Below are 18,872 nucleotides of genomic sequence, written 5' to 3' on the forward strand. Positions count from 1 at the left end.
ACACTTGAGATGAGAAATCTGCTTCTGGCCGGCGTTGCCGCCGCTGCCCTTTCCACCTCCGCCATGCTGGCCCCTGCTTTTGCGCAGGATATCAAGCAGGGCGGCTCCATGACCGTGACCTACAAGGATGACGTCTCCACGCTCGATCCGGCCATCGGCTATGACTGGCAGAACTGGTCGATGATCAAATCGCTGTTCGACGGGCTGATGGATTATGTGCCCGGCACCACCGAGCTGCGCCCGGAGATCGCCGAATCCTATGAGATTTCCGACGACGGAACGGTCTTCACCTTCAAGCTGCGTGACGGCGTGAAATTCCACAATGGCCGCGACCTGACCGCCGAGGATGTGAAATACTCCATTGAGCGCACGGTGAACCCTAAGACCCAGAGCCCCGGTGCCGGCTTCTTCGGTTCCATCAAGGGCTTTGAAGAAGCCTCCAGCGGCGATGCGGACGGGCTATCGGGCATCACCGTGGTGGACGATCACACCATCAAGTTCGAGCTCTCGCGGCCTGATGCGACCTTCCTGCATGTGCTGGCGCTCAACTTCGCCCATGTGGTGCCGAAGGAAGAAGTCGAAAAACACGGTGCGGACTTCGGCAAGCATCCGGTCGGCTCCGGCGCGTTCAGGCTGGCGGAATGGACGCTCGGCCAGCGCCTCGTCTTCGAGCGCTTCGAAGACTACTGGAACCCCGGCGTGCCGAAGCTCGACCAGATTATTTTTGAGGTGGGTCAGGAGCCGGTTGTGGCCCTCCTGCGCCTGCAGAACGGTGAAGTGGACGTGCCGGGCGACGGCATTCCGCCGGCAAAGTTCATCGAGGTGAAGAACGACCCCAAATTCAAGGATCTGATCATTCAGGGCGGCCAGCTTCACACCGGCTATGTGACCATGAATGTGAAGATGGAGCCCTTCGACAAGCCGGAAGTGCGCAAGGCCGTGAACATGGCCATCAACAAGGACCGCATCCTGCGCATCATCAATGGCCGCGCCGTTGCCGCCAACCAGCCTCTGCCGCCCTCCATGCCGGGCTATGCCAAGGATTATGAGGGCTATGCCTATGATCCGGAAGCGGCAAAGGCGCTTCTGGCCGAGGCCGGGCTTGCCGACGGGTTCGAGACCGAACTCTACGTCATGAACACCGACCCGCAGCCGCGTATCGCGCAGGCGATCCAGCAGGATCTGAAGGCCATCGGCATCAATGCCTCGATCAAGTCTCTGGCGCAGGCCAATGTGATTGCCGCTGGCGGCGAAGAAGACCAGGCCCCGATGATCTGGTCGGGCGGCATGGCGTGGATTGCCGACTTCCCTGATCCGTCCAACTTCTACGGTCCAATCCTCGGCTGCGACGGCGCGGTGCCGGGCGGCTGGAACTGGGCCTGGTATTGCAACGAGGATCTCGATGCCATGGCGAAGGATGCCGATGCCATGGTCGACCCGGAAAAGGCTGGCGAGCGCGAGGCCATGTGGCGCGACATCTATCTGAAGGTGATGGAAGACGCCCCCTGGGCGCCGATCTTCAACGAAGAGCGCTTCACTATCCGCTCTGAACGCATCGGCGGCGACGACAAGCTGTTCGTCGATCCGGTGCACATTCCCGTCCACTATGACGAGGTTTTTGCCAAAGATGTGCAGTAACTGCGACTACACCATTCACGGGCGCCATCACCATTTTGGGTGGGATCATTCGATCCCGCCCGCCGAAAGGGTGACGCCGGGCTCGACGCTGGAATTCGAGTGTCTCGATTCCGGCTCCGGCCACTTTTCGCCCGACAGCACCGTGGACGATATCGCCACGCTGGATTTCTCCAAGGTCAACCCGGTCAACGGCCCCATCTATGTGGAAGGGGCCAAGCCGGGCGATGCACTAAAAGTGGAAATCCTCTCGTTCAAACCGTCCGGCTTCGGCTGGACGGCGAACATTCCGGGTTTCGGGCTCCTGGCGGACCAGTTCAAGGACCCGGCGCTAACGTTGTGGAACTATGACGCGGCAAGCCTTGAGCCGGCGGCCTTTGGCAAGCATGGCCGTGTGCCGCTGAAACCCTTTGCCGGAACCATCGGGCTGGCACCGGCGGAGCCGGGTCTGCACTCGGTGGTGCCGCCCCGGCGCATGGGAGGCAATCTCGACATTCGCGATCTGGCAGCGGGCACCACGCTCTATCTGCCGGTCGAGGTGGAGGGGGCGCTGTTCTCCATCGGCGATACCCACGCCGCACAGGGCGATGGCGAAGTGTGCGGCACGGCCATCGAAAGCCAGATGAACGTGGCGGTGAAGCTGGACGTGGTGAAGGGCGCAAACCTTGCCATGCCGCGCTTCACCACGCCGGGGCCAGTGACGCGGCATCTGGATGCGGAAGGCTATGAGGTCACGACCGGCATCGGCTCCGACCTCATGGAGGGGGCGCGGGCCGCCCTTTCCGGCATGATCGACCTTCTGTGCGCCACGCGCGGGCTCTCGCCCGAAGACGCTTACATGCTGTGTTCGGTCTGCGGCGACCTGCGCATCAGCGAGATCGTCGACCAGCCCAACTGGGTGGTCTCGTTCTACTTCCCACGTGTTGTCTTTTCGTGAGAAGGACCGAATGACCAAAGCGCGCGCCATGAACATGACAGCAGGCACAGGACTTCTGGAGGTAAGCGGGCTCACCGTGCAGGTGGCCACACCGAGCGGCGCGCGCACGGTCGTCGACGACCTGTCCTTCACGCTGGAAAGCGGTAAGACACTCTGTATCGCAGGTGAAAGCGGGTCGGGCAAATCCATGACCGCGCTCTCGCTGATGCAGCTTCTGCCAAAGCCCATGGCGCGCGTCTCGGCAGGGACGGCCAGTCTGGCAGGGCGCGACATCCTCGCCCTCTCCGAAGCCGAAATGCGGCAGGTGCGCGGTCGTCATATCGGCATGATCTTTCAGGAGCCGATGACCTCACTCAACCCGGTGCTTTCCGTCGGAAAGCAACTTTCGGGAGCGATTTCCGCTCATGGCGGGCTTTCGGACAGTACCATCCGGTCCCGCGCGCTTGAATTGCTCGACCAGGTGCAGATTCCCGAGCCGGAGCGGCGGCTCAAGCAATATCCGCACGAGCTTTCGGGTGGCATGCGCCAGCGCGTCGTGATCGCCATGGCGCTGGCGCAAAGCCCGCAGATCCTGATTGCCGACGAACCAACCACGGCGCTGGACGTGACCGTGCAGGCGCAGATACTGGCACTGATCCGCAAGCTTCAGGCCGATCTCGGCATCTCAGTGATCATGATCACGCATGATATGGGTGTGGTGGCGGAGATGGCCGACGACGTGCTGGTGATGCAGCATGGGCGCATGGTGGAGCACAGCCCCGCCAGTGTGATTTTCTCAAAGCCCGAGCACGCTTATACAAGTGAGCTTCTTGCTGCCGTGCCACGGCTGGGCGAGATGACCGGCACCACAGAGCCGAAGCGCGTAGCGGCACGCCCCGGGACAGGGCCGGAAAAGCCGCTTGTCGCCGAACCGCTGGTTTCCGTGAAAGACCTTACCGTACGCTTCGATATCAAGGGCGGCATCCTGCAACGCCCGGTGCAGCGCGTGCATGCGGTGGAGGGTGTCTCCTTCGACATCATGCCGGGCGAGACGCTTTCTCTGGTGGGGGAATCGGGCTGCGGCAAGTCAACCACCGGGAAGGCTCTTTTGAACCTGATCCCCTGGCAGGGCGATATCCGCGTTGGTGGCCGACCGACGTACGGGCTTGGACCACGCGCCATGCGACCGGTGCTGCGTGACGTGCAGATGATCTTTCAGGATCCCTATGCCTCGCTCGATCCGCGTATGCGCGTCGGCGATCTGGTGGCTGAACCGCTGCAAATTCACGGACTGGCAAGCGGCAGTGAGCTGGAAGACCGGGTTGCCTATCTCTTCAAGCGCGTCGGGCTTTCGACCGATCAGATGCGGCGCTATCCGCATGAATTCTCCGGTGGTCAGCGCCAGCGCATTTGCATCGCCCGGGCGCTATCCCTCTCGCCAAAACTGATCGTGGCGGATGAATCGGTGGCCGCCCTGGACGTTTCGATCCAGGCGCAGGTGCTCGATCTTTTGCAGGATATCCAGAACGAGACGGGAATGTCCTATCTCTTCATCTCGCACGATATGGCCGTGGTGGAACAGATCAGCCACCGTGTGGCGGTGATGTATATGGGGCGCTTTGTGGAGATGGGCAGCCGGTCGCAGATATTTGAGAACCCGCAGCATGATTACACGAAGAAGCTGATGGCGGCGGTGCCGGTGGCCGACCCGTCACGCCCCCGCCGCGCCTTTATGGAAAAGGCCGAGGATCTGCCGAGCCCCGTGCATGGGCTGGACTATGTTCCGCCGCGGCATACCCCGTACGACATTGGCGGCGGGCACATGGTCTGGGGTGACCGCAAGGAAATAAACACCTCCGGCTCAGCGGGCCGGATCTGAATGGATGTCTTTCGCGCATCCGACATAAAAAAGGCCGGGCGCTAACCCGACCTTCCTGATCATCTCGATGCGCCGTGCCAGTACATCCGTGGTCACGTCGCAGAGATGAAAACTATGCTGCCTGCAGATTGTCTGCAGCGCTCTTGCCGGACTTGCGGTCCTGCACAACGTCGAAGCTCAGCTTCTGACCTTCAACGATGTTCTGCATCCCGGCGCGTTCGACGGCAGAGATATGGACGAAAACATCATTGTCGCCATTGTCAGGAGCAATGAAACCAAAACCTTTGGTGGCATTGAAGAACTTTACGGTACCAATAGTCATACGATTTTCCTTTCAAATCGTCATAGGGAATTGATGCCGGCAGCGGCCGTGCACCAGAGAGTTCGAATTTGAGGGAAGATCGTAGGGGCGCTTGGCAGCGCAAAACAAAGTTCAACAGCAATTTCGATGAGCAAGATATAGATGCAGATTGCGTCAAAAGCAAGGCTTGGTTGAATAAATAAACCGGCCGCTGCTGCAAGCCCTAAAACAACCTTGCAAAGAAGATCAGGCTCATCACCGTTCCGACGATGATGACCACCGCGCGGACCACGGAGGCCGGCAGCGCGCGGGCAAGTGGTGCGCCCGCATAGCCGCCGATCGTGGCCCCAACCATCATGACCAGCGCCTGCGGCCAGGCGACGATGCCGGCAAGCGCGAATGTTGCCACGGAAATGGCCGAGAGGATGAAGGACAAACCGTTTTTCAGTCCGTTCATCGTGTTTAGATCGCGCATGCCCCAAAGCGAGAACAGCGCCAGAAGAACGATGCCCAGACCGCCATTGAAATAGCCGCCATAGATCGCAACGAGGATCGCGCTGAACCGGCCCTCCCCCGTTCCGCTGCCGAAACGGCGGGCGACGCTTTGAATATTATTGCCGAAGGCGAAGGTGAGCGTGGCGATTGCCAGCAGGAATGGCACCACAAGCGAGAACGCCTCATTGGAGGACACAAGAAGCAGAAGCGAGCCGACCAGCCCACCGAGGGCCGTTAGCCCTGCGATGCGCAAAAGGCGCGAACGCTCAAAAGCAGCGATTTCGGATCGAAACCCGAGTGCGCCGCCCAGATAGCCCGGGAACACGGCTACGGCGCTGGTGGCATTCGCGGCCACAACCGGAACACCGGCATAGACGAGTGCCGGGAAAGTGAGGAACGTTCCACCGCCGGCCACCGTGTTCAGCGTACCGGCGAAGAACGCGGCAACTGCAAGAATCAAATAATCTACCATGCCACTTCCTGCCCCGACGTATTTGGCAAAGCTGCACTAACCCAACAGGGCTGACAGGCCAATGGCCTCAGGAAATCAGCCGTTGGTGCAGGTGGTTTGCGCGCCTTGGCAACAACACTGAGGTGCGTCACCGACAGCTCTTCAACCTTTGTTGTGAATCTGACATTAGGGAAACCGTGAAGGGACTTTAAGCGCAGAGCCCTTGGCGAGGCGCTTCACAGCATGCTGGATATCCCCATGGAAAATAGCCCCGCGATCAGCATGAGCGGACTGATCGGTCCGACAATCATGCTCGTATTTGCAATCGGTTTCATATGGGTGTGGTGGGTGGACAGACGTCACCTGCACTCAGTCATTCTCGCCGCCGCCTGCGCTCTGTTCGGTGTCGCCATGCTTTCCCAGGTTCTGCAATGGCCGTCGGGAATCGGGCCGAATGCGCTCTTCTCCGGGTTTCTCTACACGCTGGCCGTGGTACTGGCGAGCGAAGGCATGTTACGCCGCGCCAGCAAGCGGCTCGGGTTCGTGGCAGGAATCGCCCTGACCGCCGCAATCATGATTTCGTTGTGGTATTTCGCCTATGTTCAGCCCAATCTGCTGGCGCGGATCTATGTGCAAAACTTCAGCTACGGTGCCGTTCTCCTCGTGGTTGCGCTGCGCATCCTGCCAACCCGCAACACCGGAAGAGCCGATCATATTCTCTTTTGGGTGCTGCTCGCATTTGCTTTGCATTTCTTTCCGCGAACGCTGCTGACGGCAAAACGCTCTCTGCCTACGCTGGCCATGGCTCCGGGCGACTCACTGTTCTGGCAGACGCTGCAACTTTCGCTTTCCGTCATGGGGGCAGCGCTTGCCCTGACGGTCCTCGCCACAATCCTGACCGACGTGATGAACGAATTGCGGCAGGACCGGGATTTGGACGGGCTGACGGGCGTGTTGAACCGCCGCGGTTTTGAAGAGCAGGCAGACTGCCACGTGAAGTCACGGCGCAGGGCGCCGCTTGCCCTCATCGTCTGCGACCTGGATCATTTCAAGCAGATCAACGACACGCTCGGCCATCATGTCGGGGATGCAGCCCTCAAGGCGTTTGGAGGGATGCTGCGGAAATGCGCGCGCGCAAGCGACATTGTCGGCCGGATCGGCGGCGAGGAGTTTGCGCTGCTTCTGCCGCATACGGACATCGCCGGCGCGCGAGATCTGGCCGAGCGATTGCGCAGCGCACTTTCGTCCGATGTGCATTCGATCCACCGGCAGGATGTCCGGCTTTCGGCAAGTTTCGGCATCGCCCTGAAGAATCCCGACGACGATCTTGCAACGCTTCTCATGCGGGCGGATCGTCATCTTTATGGTGCCAAGCAGGCGGGCCGCAATCGGATCATGTCCGACCCTGTGCAAGCTTCTTCATACGTCGACAACACAGGCTCTGTTCCATCCAGCCCTGCGCCGGGCATATGAGCGCACGGGCGACGTCAGTGGCCAATTTCACCCACGGCGGCAAGTGTGCATTGCACGAAATCCCGCACGAAGGGGTTCATGCTGTCTTCGCGCCATGCGATGACGAGTGAGACGGCCCTGGGCAGTTTCGGAAGCTCCCGGTAAACCACATTCTCCATTGGCGTCATAACCACCCAGGCCGGAACGATCCCGACACCGATGCCGGCTGACGCCATGGCAACGACCGTCATGGTGTGGCTGACCTCCTGCACCACTTTCGGTACGAATCCCGCCTTTCGGCAGTGCTGCAGAACCACATCCTGATAACTGACGCCGACAATCGAAGAATAGGTAATGAAATTCTCGTCGCGCAGATCCTCGACTTCGAGGTTCTCGCGGGAGGCAAGGTGGGATTCCGCCGGAAGCACGGCGACGAAACCCTCCCGGTAAATCTCCCGATAGGCGATGCCGGAGGCCGTGCGCGGAGGACGCACAAAAGCCACGTCGATTTTGCGGTCCTTCAAAAGGGCGAGCTGCTCTTCCGTGGTGTGGATCTGCATGTCAAGAAGGACAGAAGGATTGCGCCGGCTGAACTCACGCATCGCTTTCGACATGAAATTGTAGAGGCCTACATAAACGGCGGCGATGCGCAGGCGACCGGAGGAAAGGCCGCCCGCTGCCTGCGTTTCGCGGATCCCCTCTTCCAGCGAGACCAAAACCTGTTGCGCCTTTTCAAACAGAACCCGGCCGGCCGGTGTGAGCGTCACGCTGCGGGTGGTGCGGTCGAACAGCCTGACACCAAGACGCTCTTCCAGTTGGCGAATCTGCTGGCTGAGAGGTGCCTGCGAAACGCCCAGCATTTCGGCTGCTCTGCCGAAATGCAGTTCCTGCGCGACCCGCATGAAATAGCGTAGATGGCGAAACTCGATTGCGCCGAGTGACTGCATCACAATGCCCGATTAATATTCAAAACAGAAAAATAGCGTCGATAAATATATTGGACAACCAATATTTGCCCATGCTTCCGTAACTGAAAAAGAGAATGGGGACCCCTGTGAAAGACCATAAACCAATGGACCTGGTGCGTCCGCTGAGGATCGCTGTTGGCGTTCTGCTCATCATCGTCGTGAGCGTGACGCTGCTTCAGATCTTCCTGCGGTATTTCTTCAACGCACCACTCGTGTGGAGCGAAGAACTCGCGAAACTGCTGATCGTGTGGATCGCGTTCATCGGAGCGGCGGCCGTTTGCTGGGATGGCCGGCATCTCAATGTAGATGTGTTTTATCTGATGTTGCCCAAAGGGTTGCGCACGATCGTGCGCTACATCAACGCGATCCTCTCCATTGGCTTTCTTGCAATTCTGGGATGGACCAGCGTGAAGCTGGTGATCCTTGAGAATATGCAGGACCTCTCCGCCCTGCCGCTTCCTGCGGGCGTGGTGCGACTGGCTGCAACGGTGGGCGCCGTGTTGATGATCGCGGCGATCATCGGGCGCATCGTCTATGTCCGGCCGATGCATCGCCAGACCGACCCGGCCTATGGCCATGAAGACCCCATGTGATCCGCGGACCCCACAATGCTGACCATCTCGATTATCGGACTTCTTCTGGTCCTTCTGTTCATGGGGCTGCCGCTGGTGTTTTCCATCGGCATATCCTCCATGGTGTATTTCTTCTTTGCCGACATCAATCTGGCGCTTCTGACCCAGCGCATGACGGCCTCCATCAATTCCTTCCTCATTCTGGCGATCCCGTTCTTCTTTCTCGCCGGGGAACTGATGAATGCCTGCAAGCTGACCGACCGCATCATTGCCATGGCGAAGGCGCTGGTCGGGCACATCCATGGCGGCCTTGCCCAGGTCAACATCTTTGCCAGCCTGATCTTTTCGGGAATGTCGGGGTCTCCAACCGCCGACACGACAGCGCTCGGCTCCGTGCTGATTCCGGCCATGAAGAAGGAAGGCTATCCCGCGCCGTTCTCCGCCGCGGTGACCGTTGCCTCCTCCATGGTCGGGCCGATGATCCCGCCCAGCGTCGCACTCGTGATCTACGGCACTCTCGCCAATGTCTCGATCGGGCGATTGCTTCTCGCCGGAATCCTGCCGGGTTTCGTGATCATCGGAACGCAGATGCTGTTCACATATTTTTATGCGCGCAAACGGGAATTCCCCCGTTATGAGCGGGCGACGTTGCCGGAGCTGGCAACCGCCATCAAGGGCGGCGGACCGGCCATACTCTTCCCGGTCATCATCGTGGCGGGCATTCTGTTCGGCATATTCTCGCCTACCGAGGCGGCGGCAGTTGCCGTGCTTTACGGCCTGCTTCTCAGCCTCTTCTACCGCAATGTGAAGGCCGCCGACATCTGGGGCGCCATTCAGAACACGGCGCTTGGAACGGCACGCATTCTCTCCATCATCGCCGTGGCTTCGGCCTTCTCGTGGATCATGGTGCGCGAGCAGGTGCCGCTGGCCATCGCCGACGGCATCTCCACCATCTCGGAGAACCCGGTGATCGCGCTTTTCGTGATCGTTGCCATGCTTCTCGGCGTCGGGCTTCTCATGGTCGCCTCCTCCGCCGAGATCGTGCTGACGCCGATCCTCGTTCCGGTGATCCTGCAGTTCGGCATCGATCCGGTGCATTTCGGCGTGCTGATGGTCTTCAGCCTTATCATCGGTGGCGCGACGCCGCCCGTGGGTGTGCTGATGTTCATCGCACAGGACATCGCGAAGATCTCCCACGGCCAGATGGTGAAGGCGATGTTGCCCTTCTACATCCCGCTTTTCACCGCGGTCGTGCTGCTGGTCCTGTTCCCGCAGATCAGCCTTTTCATTCCCAACCTCGTGTTCGGAAACTGAGCGTTCAATGACTTTGGAGTCCATACATCAATGAGTACCGCGAACAAGCACCTCCTGGAGGACATGACCTTTCTGGAATTCCAGGAGCGTATGGGCGAGGATCCGGTGATCCTCATCCCGCTCGGCTCGCAGGAAATCCAGGGGCCGATGGTGCCGATGGGCGACTTCATGCTGACGCGTGAAATCGCCAGTCGCGTGGCGGAAAAAAGCGGAGCCATTGCGGCACCCACCATGCCCTTTGGATATGCGGAGTATTTCCGCTCGGTACCGGGCGGCATCGCGCTTTCAGCCGATGCATTCCGTGCCACGCTACGCGACATGCTCGACAATTTTCTCGACCATGGGCTCACGAAGCTTGTGATCGTCAACGGCCACAGTGGTAATGCGCCGCTGATCGATCAGGTAACGCGCGCGGTCCGCCGAGAGCATGACGTTCTGGTTCCCTGCATCAATCTGTGGCGTTCGATTCCCGATTCCCTCTGGAAAGAGGTGCATGGCGAGTTCGGAAAGAAGGCGTTTGCCCATGGCGGCGACCCCATCACCTCGGTCTATCTGCACCTTTTCCCGGATCTGACCCGCATGGATGCCGTGGAGATCGATGCCCAGTTCGGAAAGATGATCGACCTGCCCACTGCCGGGCTTGCCGCGGTGCGCTTTCAGGGCACGGAGATCGGCCTGCCGGTCAATGTGGACGATCACTGCTCCAACGGGATTGCCGGCGGTGACGCCTCTCGCTCTTCGGCTGACAAGGGCGCCCGTTTCGTCGATCACCTGGTGACGTTTTGCTCGGACTTTGTCGAGCACATGCGGTCCGTTTCTTCATCCACAAAAGCGAAATCAAAAGGGGAGTATGCAGCATGAAGATGAAAGCACTCGCACTCAGCGCCGTTCTTCTGGCGACAGCCAGCGCAGAGGCGGACGAAATCCGCTATGCGCTCTGGGCCCAACCGGGCGAAGCTCAGTATGAAGGCGCCATGGAGTTCAAGCGTGTGGTGGAGGAAAACTCCGACCACACGGTGACGATCTTCCCCGGGGACCAGCTCGGCACTCCGCGTGAGGTTTACGCACAAATGGCGCTTGGCTCGACGCAGATGCTGGCAAGCGGCGACCCCGGTCTCAAGGAAATCGAATACCTCGCCCTGCCCTATCTGATGAACGGTATCGACAACTACAAGAAAGTGCTCGATACGGATTTCGGCAAGGAATGGAACGAGCGTCTAACTGCCGAACGTCAGGTGCGGATGCTCGGCTTCATGCCCCGCAGCCCGCGCCAGATCAGCGCCAATGTGGTCATCAACTCCATGGACGATCTGAGCGGCCTGAAACTGCGCGCGCCGGAACGCGACTACTATGTGGAATCGCTGCGGGCTCTTGGCGCGAACCCCACCCCGATGGCCTTCGCAGAAGTTTATACCGCCCTGCAGACCGGCATCGTGGACGGGCAGGAAAACCCGATCGAAACGATCTACGCACAGAAGTTCTTCGAGGTGCAGAAGGGCGTGGCGATGGTCGATTACATCAACAAGCCCGCTTATGTGGTCATCAGCGATCAGTTCTGGCAGGGACTTTCGGAGGAAGACCAGGCACTTCTCCAGAAGGCCAATGACGCCTCGACCGCCAAAATCAACGAGCTGATGCCGGACCAGACCAAGAAGTACATCGCCGAGATGGAAGCGGCCGGCGTGACGGTCACCCATCCCGACAAGACGCCTTTCATGGAAGCCACGCAGTCCGTGCGTGACAACCTGGGCAAGGGTGTCTGGGGCGAAGACGTCTACAAGCAGATCGTCGCAATCGGCAAGGAATAGCCGATCCCCTGACGACAACTGCCGGCGTGGCCCTGACAGGCTGCGCCGGCCATTTTTTACTTATCGAGGACTGCTGCCCAGCCATGAGTGAAGAGCAAAACCTGCGCGCGCGCATTGAAGAGATCACAGCCGAGATCACACCGCGCCTGATCGAAATCCGCCGGCAGCTCCATGCCAACCCGGAGCTCGGCTTTGAGGAATACGAAACCTCGGCACTGGTGATGCGGGAACTGACGCGTCTGGGGGTCGATCATCGCTCCGGCTTCGGCAAGACCGGTGTTGCAGCCACCATCGGACAGGGCAACGGCAAGACGATCGGAATTCGTGGCGACATGGACGCGCTGCCGATTGAGGAAACCGCTTCGCCTGAATACAAATCGCGCAACCCGGGCAAGATGCACGCCTGTGGGCACGACGCGCACACGGCCATTGCGCTTGGTGTGAGCGAAGTTCTGGCACGCCTTTCAGATGCTCTGCCGGGCCGGGCTCTGATGGTGTTTCAGCCGGCGGAGGAAGGGCTGGGCGGCGCGCGCGCCATGCTGGAGGACGGCCTGTTCGAGTGGGTCGAACCCGACATCATGCTCGGCTACCACAACTGGCCGCTGATCGACGGCGGCACGATCGGCTATCATCCCAAGACGGCCTTCGCTTCCACGGACCCGTTCGACATCACCATTACCGGCCAGTCGGGCCATGGTGCGCACCCGCATCTGGCGGTCGACCCCATCGTTGCCGCCGGCTATTTCGTCTCTTCACTTCAGACGATTGTTGCCCGGGAGATCGCCCCGCTGGAAGCGGCGGTGGTGACCATCGGCTCGATCAAGGGCGGATCGGCGCGCAACCAGATTCCCGACAGTGTGACGCTTGAAGGCACGACACGCAGTCAGAACCCAGCCGTGCGCGAGGCAGTGAAAGCCGCCATCGAGCGGGTCTGTGCAGGCATTGCGCTAACCCATCGCGTGACCTGCGAGCCGACTTTCCTGATCGGTGTTCCACCTGTGGTTAACGATCCCGACATCCTGCACCCCGTGCTTGAAACCACGCGCGGCATGATTGGCGACGATAAGGTGATCGAACTGCCACAGGGCTCCATGGGCAGTGAGGATTACGCGGAGTTTTCGACCCGTGTGCCGAGCGCGCATCTGAGGATCGGCTCGCGTCTCAAGGACCGAAAGACGATGCTCCATCGTAGCGATTTCGACCTGGACGAGGCGTGTATTCCAACGGCGGTGAAGACCATCGCGGCAGCGGCCATCGACCTGATGAAGCGCTGAACCGAGCTCAACAATCCCTGCTTCCCAGGACAAAGCCCGGGCGGATTGCGCCCGGGCTTTGATGTGCTCGCTCACTGTTCAGGCGAGCGCGCGTTTGGCCATCGCCCGGATCAGATTGGCGCGGTAGGCAGCATCGCAATGGATGTCGGACATGAGTCCCTCAGCCGAGATTTTCACCCCGTCCACCGCAGCGGCAGACCAGTCCTTCGACAGCGCCTGTTCCAGCCCCTCATGGCGGAACACGCCATCCGATCCGGCTCCCGTGACTGCAACGCGCACGGCGCCACCAGCTTTGGCCACGAAGACCCCGGTCATCGCGTAGCGCGAGGCAGGGTTGGGGAATTTTGCGTAGCCGCAGGCCTCTGGTGCCTCGAAGCTGACAGCGGTGATGATCTCGCCCTCATCCAGCGCGGTGGAGAAAAGCCCGGTGAAGAAATCACCCGCGGCAATCTCGCGCCGGTTTGTGTGGATCGTGGCTGCGAGCGCCAGAAGACCCGCCGGATAGTCTGCCGCCGGATCGTTGTTGGCGATGGAGCCGCCAATGGTTCCCTGATGGCGAACCGCCGGATCGCCGATGCCGCCGGCCAGCTTGACGATAGCCGGACAGACCTTTGCAAGTTCGGCATTTTCGGCAACCGCCGCATGGGTGGTCATGGCACCGATGGTGACCTTGCGGCCCGAGACCTTCACCCCGACAAGATCGGCAATGCCACGCAGGTCGATGAGATCCGAAGGCGCCGCAAGCCGGTGCTTCATGGTCGGAAGCAGGGTCTGACCGCCGGCAAGCAACTGCCCGTCGGAGGCGGCAGAGAATTTAGCCGCCGCATCGTCGACGCTTGCGGCACGGTGATAGGTTACATCATACATGGCTGGCCTCCCTATTCTGCCGCGATCTTTGCCGAAGCGGCCTGCAACGCGGCCCATACGCGCGGCGGCGTGGCCGGCATCTGGAGATCGTTGTTGCCGATCGCATCCGTGATGGCGTTGATGACCGCCGGCGGTGTGCCAATGGCACCCGCCTCGCCGCAGCCTTTCATGCCGAGCGGGTTTGACGGGCTCTTGGTGGAATGGTGGTGAATGGCGAAACTCGGCACATTGTCGGCGCGCGGCATGGTGTAGTCCATGTAACTCGCCGACAGGAGCTGGCCGTCGTCGTCATAGACCACGTTTTCAAGCATCGCCTGACCGACGCCCTGGGCGATGCCGCCATGAACCTGCCCCTCCACGATCATCGGGTTGATGATGGTGCCGAAATCGTCGGAAGCGACGAACTGGACGATTTTCGTCTCGCCCGTTTCGGGGTCCACCTCCACCTCGCAGACATAGGTGCCGGCAGGGAAGGTGAAGTTCGCGGGATCGTAGAACGCGCCCTCTTTCAGCCCCGGCTCCATCCCGGCGGGCAGATTGTGGGCGGTGTAGGCCGCGAGGCCAACCTCGTGCCAGGCCATCGCCCGGTCAGTGCCTGCCACCTTCACCTCGCCATTCTCGATGACGAGATCGTCTTCGGAGACCTCAAGTACGTGGGCTGCGATTTTCCTGACCTTGGCCTCCACCTTGTCGAGCGCCTTGACGATGGCCGACATGCCCACCGGGCCGGAACGCGAGCCGTAAGTGCCCATGCCGAATTGCACCTTGTCGGTGTCGCCATGCACGATCTGGATGTTGTCGATGGGCAAACCGAACCGCTCCGCCACCACCTGGGCGAAGGTGGTTTCGTGCCCCTGCCCGTGACTGTGGCTGCCGGTCAGGACCTCGATCGTACCGACAGGATTGACCCGCACCTCCGCACTCTCCCAAAGGCCCACGCCAGCGCCCAGCGAACCGACGGCTGCTGAAGGCGCGATGCCGCAGGCCTCGATATAGGAGGCAAGCCCGATGCCGCGCAGCTTTCCACGTTTGGCGGCTTCCGCGCGACGGGCGGAGAAGCCCTTGTAATCAGCCGCCTCCAGCGCCTGATCGAGATTGCCGGCAAAGTCGCCTGCATCATAGGTCATGATGACAGGGGTCTCATGCGGGAACTGGCGGATGAAGTTGATGCGGCGCAGCTCGGCCGGATCGACACCCAGTTCGCGTGCCGCCGTCTCCATGATGCGCTCGACAAGGTAGCATGCTTCGGGACGGCCTGCGCCGCGATAGGCATCGACGGGCGCGGTGTTGGTGTAGACCGTGCGCACATTGCAGTAGATGTTGGCGATGTCGTACTGGCCCGAGAGCAGGGTCGCATAGAGATAGGTCGGCACCGCCGAAGAAAAGAGCGACATATAGGCGCCGAGATTGGCGATGGTGTCGACCTTGAGGCCGACAATGCGGTTTTGCGCATCGAAGCCGATCTTCGCCGTGGAGACATGATCGCGGCCATGCGCGTCGGTGAGGAAGGCCTCGGACCGCGTCGACGTCCATTTGACCGAACGTTTTGTCTTCATCGACGCCCAGAGACAGGCGATCTCTTCCGGATAGATGTAGATCTTGGAGCCGAAGCCGCCGCCGACATCGGGAGCGATGACGCGCAACTTGTGCTCTGGCGCGACCTGATAAAAAGCGGAGAGCACCAGCCTCGCCACATGCGGGTTCTGGCTGGTGGTGTAGAGCGTGTAGTGATCTTCCGCCTCGTCATAGGTGGCGATTGCCGAACGCGGCTCCATCGGATTTGGCGACAGCCGGTTGTTGACGATCTTCATCTCGGTAACGTGCGCGGCACCGGCAAGTGCCTTGTCGACGGCTGCCTCTTCGCCCAGACCCCAGTCGAAGATGAGGTTTCCGGGCGCATTGTCATGAACCTGCGGTGCACCACCTTTCAGCGCATCGACCGCATGCACGACTGCCGGGAGTTCTTCATAATCGACCTCCACGGCTTCGGCAGCAGCGCGTGCCTGGGCCTGCGTTTCGGCCACGACGAGAACCACGGCATCGCCCACATAGCGCACCTTGTCGGTGGCGAGTGCGGACCACGCTCCCATGTTCATGGGGCTGCCGTCCTTCGAGTTCACCGCCCAGCCGCAGATGAGATTGCCAATACCATCATCCGTCAATTGCTTGCCGTTGAGGACGGCAATCACGCCGTCCATCTTCTCCGCTTCCGCGCTATCGATGGACTTGACCTTTGCGTGCGCGTGCGGGCTGCGCACGAAGGCCGCATAGGCCTGCCGTTCGTTGCGGATGTCGTCGGTGTACCGGCCCTTGCCGGTGATGAAGCGCTTGTCTTCCTTTCGGAGGACCCGGGCGCCGATGCCTTGTTCGCTCATCTCGTTTCCTCCCTTAGCTCGCAGTCATCTTCGCCGCGCCATCCTGAATGGCCCTGACGATATTGTGATAGCCGGTGCAGCGGCAGATATTGCCTTCCAGCTCGTGACGGATCGCTTCTTCGGTGAGCTCCTTTCCGGCTGCCCGGTACCGGGCCACCATATCGGTCGCCGACATGATCATGCCCGGCGTGCAGAAGCCGCATTGCAGGCCGTGATTCTCCTTGAACGCCGCCTGCATGGGATGGAGTTCGCCATTGGCCAGCCCCTCGATGGTCGTGACATCCGCGCCTTCGGCGGAAGCCGCAAGCATTGTGCAACTCTTCACCGCCCGCCCGTTGACGTGAACCACACAGGCCCCGCACTGGCTCGTGTCACAGCCCACATGCGTGCCGGTCAGGCGAAGATGCTCGCGCAGGAAATCCACCAAAAGCGTATTGTCCGGCACAGAGGCGCGCGCCGCCCTGCCGTTCACGGTCATCGAGATTTCGGTCATGTATTCCTCCCTTGCCTCGGGCTCATTCCGCGGTTGCGAAACAGCGTCCTAGGTTGCGATGCGTCCTGCTCCTTCAGATGAATGAGCGAAGGTGCACGACAATCCGGTCGTGGGTTGACGAAGCAGAGACAGCGTCAACACGAAAAGATCTGATAGGCTGTATGAAGTTGGATGGCGCCTACGCCAGTTGAGGCACCCGATGAGGCGCCGCGTCCGCGCACCCGGCGCAGCGCATTTGCCGACAACGAGAACAGAAACCGCCAAGCCACGCCTCCCGCGTTAGCCTGCGACCGCGCCAGCCAGCCGAAAGCTTCAACCAGTTCACTCCCAAAGGTCATTTAAGCGGGGTTTTCGGCGAAAGCCAAGGCCCATTCAGGTATAGACCAAGAAGAATGCAAGATCAGAAGCCTTCGGGAGCAGGATCCTGCAATTTGAAAGCACTGCCCTCGACGCGATAAATGGAGCAATTGCGCTCCACCGCTCCGGAGGCGGTGAAGCGGAATGAACCGAGCAGACCACGAAAACCGGATTTTGCGGTCAGGGTGGAAACCGTCAAACCGGCAGCGCCTCTGGCTCTGGCAATGCCGATGGCGAGGGCTGCGGCATCGAACCCATAGGCCGCGTCCCTGCTCATCGCCCTGCCATACCTGCTTCTGAAACTCTCCGTGAGGTTCCCGACCGCGAGCTGATCGACGCGGCACATGAGTACACCCGCGACCGCGGGGCCAGGCGGCAGTTGCGGCGTTGAAAGGACAAGCGCGTTCTCTCGCAGAGCGCCAGTTGCTCGCAGCGCGGCCAAAGTGGCTGCCGGTGCCTTCAAACCGGGTGCAAGGACAAGAGCATCGGCTGCCTGAAGCCGTGCAGCTTTGCCCGCCAATTCACTCGTGGAGTTCGTTGCGACAGGCACATTTGCGACAATGTTGCCGCCTTCCGCCCTGATGCCTGCCTGCAGCCTTTCCAGCGTTGCCCGGTCCGCGTTGGCTGGGTGCACGACAGCGATGTTTCTGCGGCCGGCCCCGATTGCGTAAGCTGCGGCTTCGATGCTGCTATCCACTTCATCCGACATGAACGCAAAAAAACCCGTCTTGCGCGGCATCCCGTTTGACACCAGCGCAATAACCGGTGGAGTGGTGCCGCCCGCCGGGACAGCACTCAGGAGGTTCGCCTGAGAGGGGCCGATAATGATCCTGGCGCCGCGTTCAATCAGGGTCTCGACGGCCTTCTTCGTATCGGCAGCATTGGGCCGGGCCGTGTAAACAGCAAGTGTAACCTGATCACCGCCAAGCTGCTCGGCGGCAAGCTTGGCGCCGTCTCGGTAGTCACGCTCCGAGGCGCGGGCCGCGCCGGCAAGGTTTGTCACCATGCCGATAGTCACTGGTCCGGAGCCGACCGTTTCGACGCCCGCGGCGGAAGGAGAGACGCTGGCGTCTTCCACCTTCAGCGCGTCATCCACTCCCGAAGACTGGCAGGCTGCAAAGGCAAGCGCGACACTTAGGGCCGCCACTGCCCGCGCCAGTCTCATGGAAAAGCGCCCGTTTGCATGGTGCTCAGAGCGCAGGTCTCGTGTCAAATTCATCTAGGAGCCGGATCAACAGGATCAATACATGTAGCGAACCATGCGGGCATGAAAGCACTCGCATTTGTTCAGATAATCCTCGTCCCGATATTCGGATTGCAGATAGCCATAAGCCTTGCCACAGGCGACCTTGGCTTCGGATGCCCAGACGAAGGCGGGGCGTCCCGAATTGATCCATTGCGGGCTATCTGCAACGGCCACGGCCTCATCCATCAGGCGGATGACCTCATCCGTCAGTGAAGCATTGCTCGGAATGGAAAGGAGCCGGGCGTTTTGGGCCACCGGGCAATACCCGCCGACTGAAAGATCAGCGGCCTGCGCCGGCCCAGCCAGAACAGTTACTGCAATCACGGCAAATCCCAAAGTAAGCTTTCTCATAGGTCCCCCTCGGCGATTCTCGCCTGTGGTGTGTTACCCGGATCCTTCAGCGTCTAACGAGCCAGCTGAAGCGGTCCAACTGCCGGCTTTCACGCAATTCCAAACGGAAAACCGGATT

Annotated in this window: 17 protein-coding genes; 9 read left to right on the forward strand and 8 right to left on the reverse strand. The window is 60.6% G+C overall.

The genetic code is table 11. The annotated features are described in order from the left end of the window. Positions 1-9: 9 nt before the first annotated feature. From P2W41_RS16330 to P2W41_RS16340, 3 genes are read left to right on the forward strand one after another with little or no spacing between them, the layout of a single operon-like run. The gene (locus P2W41_RS16330; RefSeq protein ID WP_292899083.1) at positions 10-1,638 is read left to right on the forward strand and encodes an ABC transporter substrate-binding protein; all 1,629 of its coding nucleotides are present in this window, start codon (positions 10-12) and stop codon (positions 1,636-1,638) included. After that, positions 1,628-2,572: an acetamidase/formamidase family protein gene (locus tag P2W41_RS16335; RefSeq protein ID WP_292899081.1), complete on the forward strand. Its 945-nt coding sequence runs from the start codon at positions 1,628-1,630 to the stop codon at positions 2,570-2,572. The genes P2W41_RS16330 and P2W41_RS16335 overlap by 11 nt, the downstream gene beginning before the upstream one ends. A 10-nt stretch (positions 2,573-2,582) precedes the next feature. Further along, positions 2,583-4,430, forward strand: coding sequence for an ABC transporter ATP-binding protein (locus tag P2W41_RS16340; RefSeq protein ID WP_404933780.1), 1,848 nt, complete (start codon positions 2,583-2,585; stop codon positions 4,428-4,430). 112 nt (positions 4,431-4,542) lie between these two features. Here the strand turns inward: P2W41_RS16340 and P2W41_RS16345 are convergent, their stop codons facing one another. Further along, positions 4,543-4,752, reverse strand: a complete 210-nt coding sequence (locus tag P2W41_RS16345; protein ID WP_292899080.1) for a cold-shock protein — start codon at positions 4,750-4,752, stop codon at positions 4,543-4,545. A gap of 202 nt (positions 4,753-4,954) precedes the next feature. Beyond that, on the reverse strand, positions 4,955-5,698 hold the full coding sequence (locus tag P2W41_RS16350) for a sulfite exporter TauE/SafE family protein (protein WP_292899079.1): 744 nt from the start codon (positions 5,696-5,698) through the stop codon (positions 4,955-4,957). Between the two features lie 237 nt (positions 5,699-5,935). Here P2W41_RS16350 and P2W41_RS16355 point away from each other — a divergent pair, with 237 nt between their 5' ends. After that, the gene (locus P2W41_RS16355) at positions 5,936-7,150 is read left to right on the forward strand and encodes a GGDEF domain-containing protein (RefSeq protein WP_404933781.1); all 1,215 of its coding nucleotides are present in this window, start codon (positions 5,936-5,938) and stop codon (positions 7,148-7,150) included. 14 nt (positions 7,151-7,164) lie between these two features. On the opposite strand, the gene P2W41_RS16360 is transcribed toward P2W41_RS16355, so the two are convergent. Further along, positions 7,165-8,076, reverse strand: coding sequence for a LysR family transcriptional regulator (locus P2W41_RS16360; protein WP_404933782.1), 912 nt, complete (start codon positions 8,074-8,076; stop codon positions 7,165-7,167). A gap of 125 nt (positions 8,077-8,201) precedes the next feature. Here P2W41_RS16360 and P2W41_RS16365 point away from each other — a divergent pair, with 125 nt between their 5' ends. The 5 genes from P2W41_RS16365 to P2W41_RS16385 all read left to right on the forward strand — a co-directional run bounded on the left by P2W41_RS16365 (position 8,202) and on the right by P2W41_RS16385 (position 13,065). Beyond that, positions 8,202-8,690, forward strand: coding sequence for a TRAP transporter small permease (locus P2W41_RS16365; RefSeq protein ID WP_404933783.1), 489 nt, complete (start codon positions 8,202-8,204; stop codon positions 8,688-8,690). A 15-nt stretch (positions 8,691-8,705) separates the two neighbouring features. After that, positions 8,706-9,983 (forward strand): TRAP transporter large permease, encoded by a 1,278-nt coding sequence (locus P2W41_RS16370; RefSeq protein WP_292899071.1) that lies wholly within the window; start codon positions 8,706-8,708, stop codon positions 9,981-9,983. A gap of 30 nt (positions 9,984-10,013) precedes the next feature. Beyond that, a complete protein-coding gene (locus P2W41_RS16375; protein ID WP_292899069.1) occupies positions 10,014-10,844 on the forward strand; it encodes a creatininase family protein in 831 nt (276 codons plus the stop codon). Continuing rightward, positions 10,841-11,791 carry a TRAP transporter substrate-binding protein gene (locus P2W41_RS16380; RefSeq protein ID WP_292899067.1) on the forward strand — a complete coding sequence of 317 codons (951 nt, stop codon included), beginning with the start codon at positions 10,841-10,843 and terminating at the stop codon, positions 11,789-11,791. Before P2W41_RS16375 ends, P2W41_RS16380 begins: the two co-directional genes overlap by 4 nt. Positions 11,792-11,874: 83 nt before the next feature. Continuing rightward, positions 11,875-13,065 (forward strand): M20 family metallopeptidase, encoded by a 1,191-nt coding sequence (locus tag P2W41_RS16385; protein WP_292899065.1) that lies wholly within the window; start codon positions 11,875-11,877, stop codon positions 13,063-13,065. A 78-nt stretch (positions 13,066-13,143) separates the two neighbouring features. On the opposite strand, the gene P2W41_RS16390 is transcribed toward P2W41_RS16385, so the two are convergent. The 5 genes from P2W41_RS16390 to P2W41_RS16410 all read right to left on the reverse strand — a co-directional run bounded on the left by P2W41_RS16390 (position 13,144) and on the right by P2W41_RS16410 (position 18,754). Then, positions 13,144-13,932, reverse strand: a complete 789-nt coding sequence (locus P2W41_RS16390) for an FAD binding domain-containing protein (protein ID WP_404933784.1) — start codon at positions 13,930-13,932, stop codon at positions 13,144-13,146. 11 nt (positions 13,933-13,943) lie between these two features. Next, positions 13,944-16,307 (reverse strand): xanthine dehydrogenase family protein molybdopterin-binding subunit, encoded by a 2,364-nt coding sequence (locus tag P2W41_RS16395; RefSeq protein WP_404933785.1) that lies wholly within the window; start codon positions 16,305-16,307, stop codon positions 13,944-13,946. A 13-nt stretch (positions 16,308-16,320) separates the two neighbouring features. Next, positions 16,321-16,800: a (2Fe-2S)-binding protein gene (locus tag P2W41_RS16400; protein WP_292899059.1), complete on the reverse strand. Its 480-nt coding sequence runs from the start codon at positions 16,798-16,800 to the stop codon at positions 16,321-16,323. A 400-nt stretch (positions 16,801-17,200) separates the two neighbouring features. Continuing rightward, positions 17,201-18,322 carry an ABC transporter substrate-binding protein gene (locus tag P2W41_RS16405; RefSeq protein ID WP_404933786.1) on the reverse strand — a complete coding sequence of 374 codons (1,122 nt, stop codon included), beginning with the start codon at positions 18,320-18,322 and terminating at the stop codon, positions 17,201-17,203. A gap of 75 nt (positions 18,323-18,397) precedes the next feature. After that, the gene (locus tag P2W41_RS16410; RefSeq protein WP_404933787.1) at positions 18,398-18,754 is read right to left on the reverse strand and encodes a hypothetical protein; all 357 of its coding nucleotides are present in this window, start codon (positions 18,752-18,754) and stop codon (positions 18,398-18,400) included. Between the last annotated feature and the right edge of the window lie 118 nt (positions 18,755-18,872).

It is taken from the genome of Nitratireductor sp. L15S-10 (assembly GCF_045011005.1).
Classification (GTDB): Bacteria; Pseudomonadota; Alphaproteobacteria; order Rhizobiales; family Rhizobiaceae; genus Nitratireductor.

What these genes read in the sequence shown, in the direction of transcription:
- P2W41_RS16355 (WP_404933781.1), top strand. Translation starts at nt 5,936, where the DNA reads ATGGAAAATAGCCCCGCGATCAGCATGAGCGGACTGATCGGTCCGACA.
- P2W41_RS16405 (WP_404933786.1), bottom strand. Translation starts at nt 18,322, where the DNA reads ATGAGACTGGCGCGGGCAGTGGCGGCCCTAAGTGTCGCGCTTGCCTTT.
- P2W41_RS16400 (WP_292899059.1), bottom strand. Translation starts at nt 16,800, where the DNA reads ATGACCGAAATCTCGATGACCGTGAACGGCAGGGCGGCGCGCGCCTCT.
- P2W41_RS16395 (WP_404933785.1), bottom strand. Translation starts at nt 16,307, where the DNA reads ATGAGCGAACAAGGCATCGGCGCCCGGGTCCTCCGAAAGGAAGACAAG.
- P2W41_RS16380 (WP_292899067.1), top strand. Translation starts at nt 10,841, where the DNA reads ATGAAGATGAAAGCACTCGCACTCAGCGCCGTTCTTCTGGCGACAGCC.
- P2W41_RS16390 (WP_404933784.1), bottom strand. Translation starts at nt 13,932, where the DNA reads ATGTATGATGTAACCTATCACCGTGCCGCAAGCGTCGACGATGCGGCG.
- P2W41_RS16370 (WP_292899071.1), top strand. Translation starts at nt 8,706, where the DNA reads ATGCTGACCATCTCGATTATCGGACTTCTTCTGGTCCTTCTGTTCATG.
- P2W41_RS16410 (WP_404933787.1), bottom strand. Translation starts at nt 18,754, where the DNA reads ATGAGAAAGCTTACTTTGGGATTTGCCGTGATTGCAGTAACTGTTCTG.
- P2W41_RS16350 (WP_292899079.1), bottom strand. Translation starts at nt 5,698, where the DNA reads ATGGTAGATTATTTGATTCTTGCAGTTGCCGCGTTCTTCGCCGGTACG.
- P2W41_RS16335 (WP_292899081.1), top strand. Translation starts at nt 1,628, where the DNA reads ATGTGCAGTAACTGCGACTACACCATTCACGGGCGCCATCACCATTTT.
- P2W41_RS16345 (WP_292899080.1), bottom strand. Translation starts at nt 4,752, where the DNA reads ATGACTATTGGTACCGTAAAGTTCTTCAATGCCACCAAAGGTTTTGGT.
- P2W41_RS16365 (WP_404933783.1), top strand. Translation starts at nt 8,202, where the DNA reads ATGGACCTGGTGCGTCCGCTGAGGATCGCTGTTGGCGTTCTGCTCATC.
- P2W41_RS16340 (WP_404933780.1), top strand. Translation starts at nt 2,583, where the DNA reads ATGACCAAAGCGCGCGCCATGAACATGACAGCAGGCACAGGACTTCTG.
- P2W41_RS16375 (WP_292899069.1), top strand. Translation starts at nt 10,014, where the DNA reads ATGAGTACCGCGAACAAGCACCTCCTGGAGGACATGACCTTTCTGGAA.
- P2W41_RS16385 (WP_292899065.1), top strand. Translation starts at nt 11,875, where the DNA reads ATGAGTGAAGAGCAAAACCTGCGCGCGCGCATTGAAGAGATCACAGCC.
- P2W41_RS16330 (WP_292899083.1), top strand. Translation starts at nt 10, where the DNA reads ATGAGAAATCTGCTTCTGGCCGGCGTTGCCGCCGCTGCCCTTTCCACC.
- P2W41_RS16360 (WP_404933782.1), bottom strand. Translation starts at nt 8,076, where the DNA reads ATGCAGTCACTCGGCGCAATCGAGTTTCGCCATCTACGCTATTTCATG.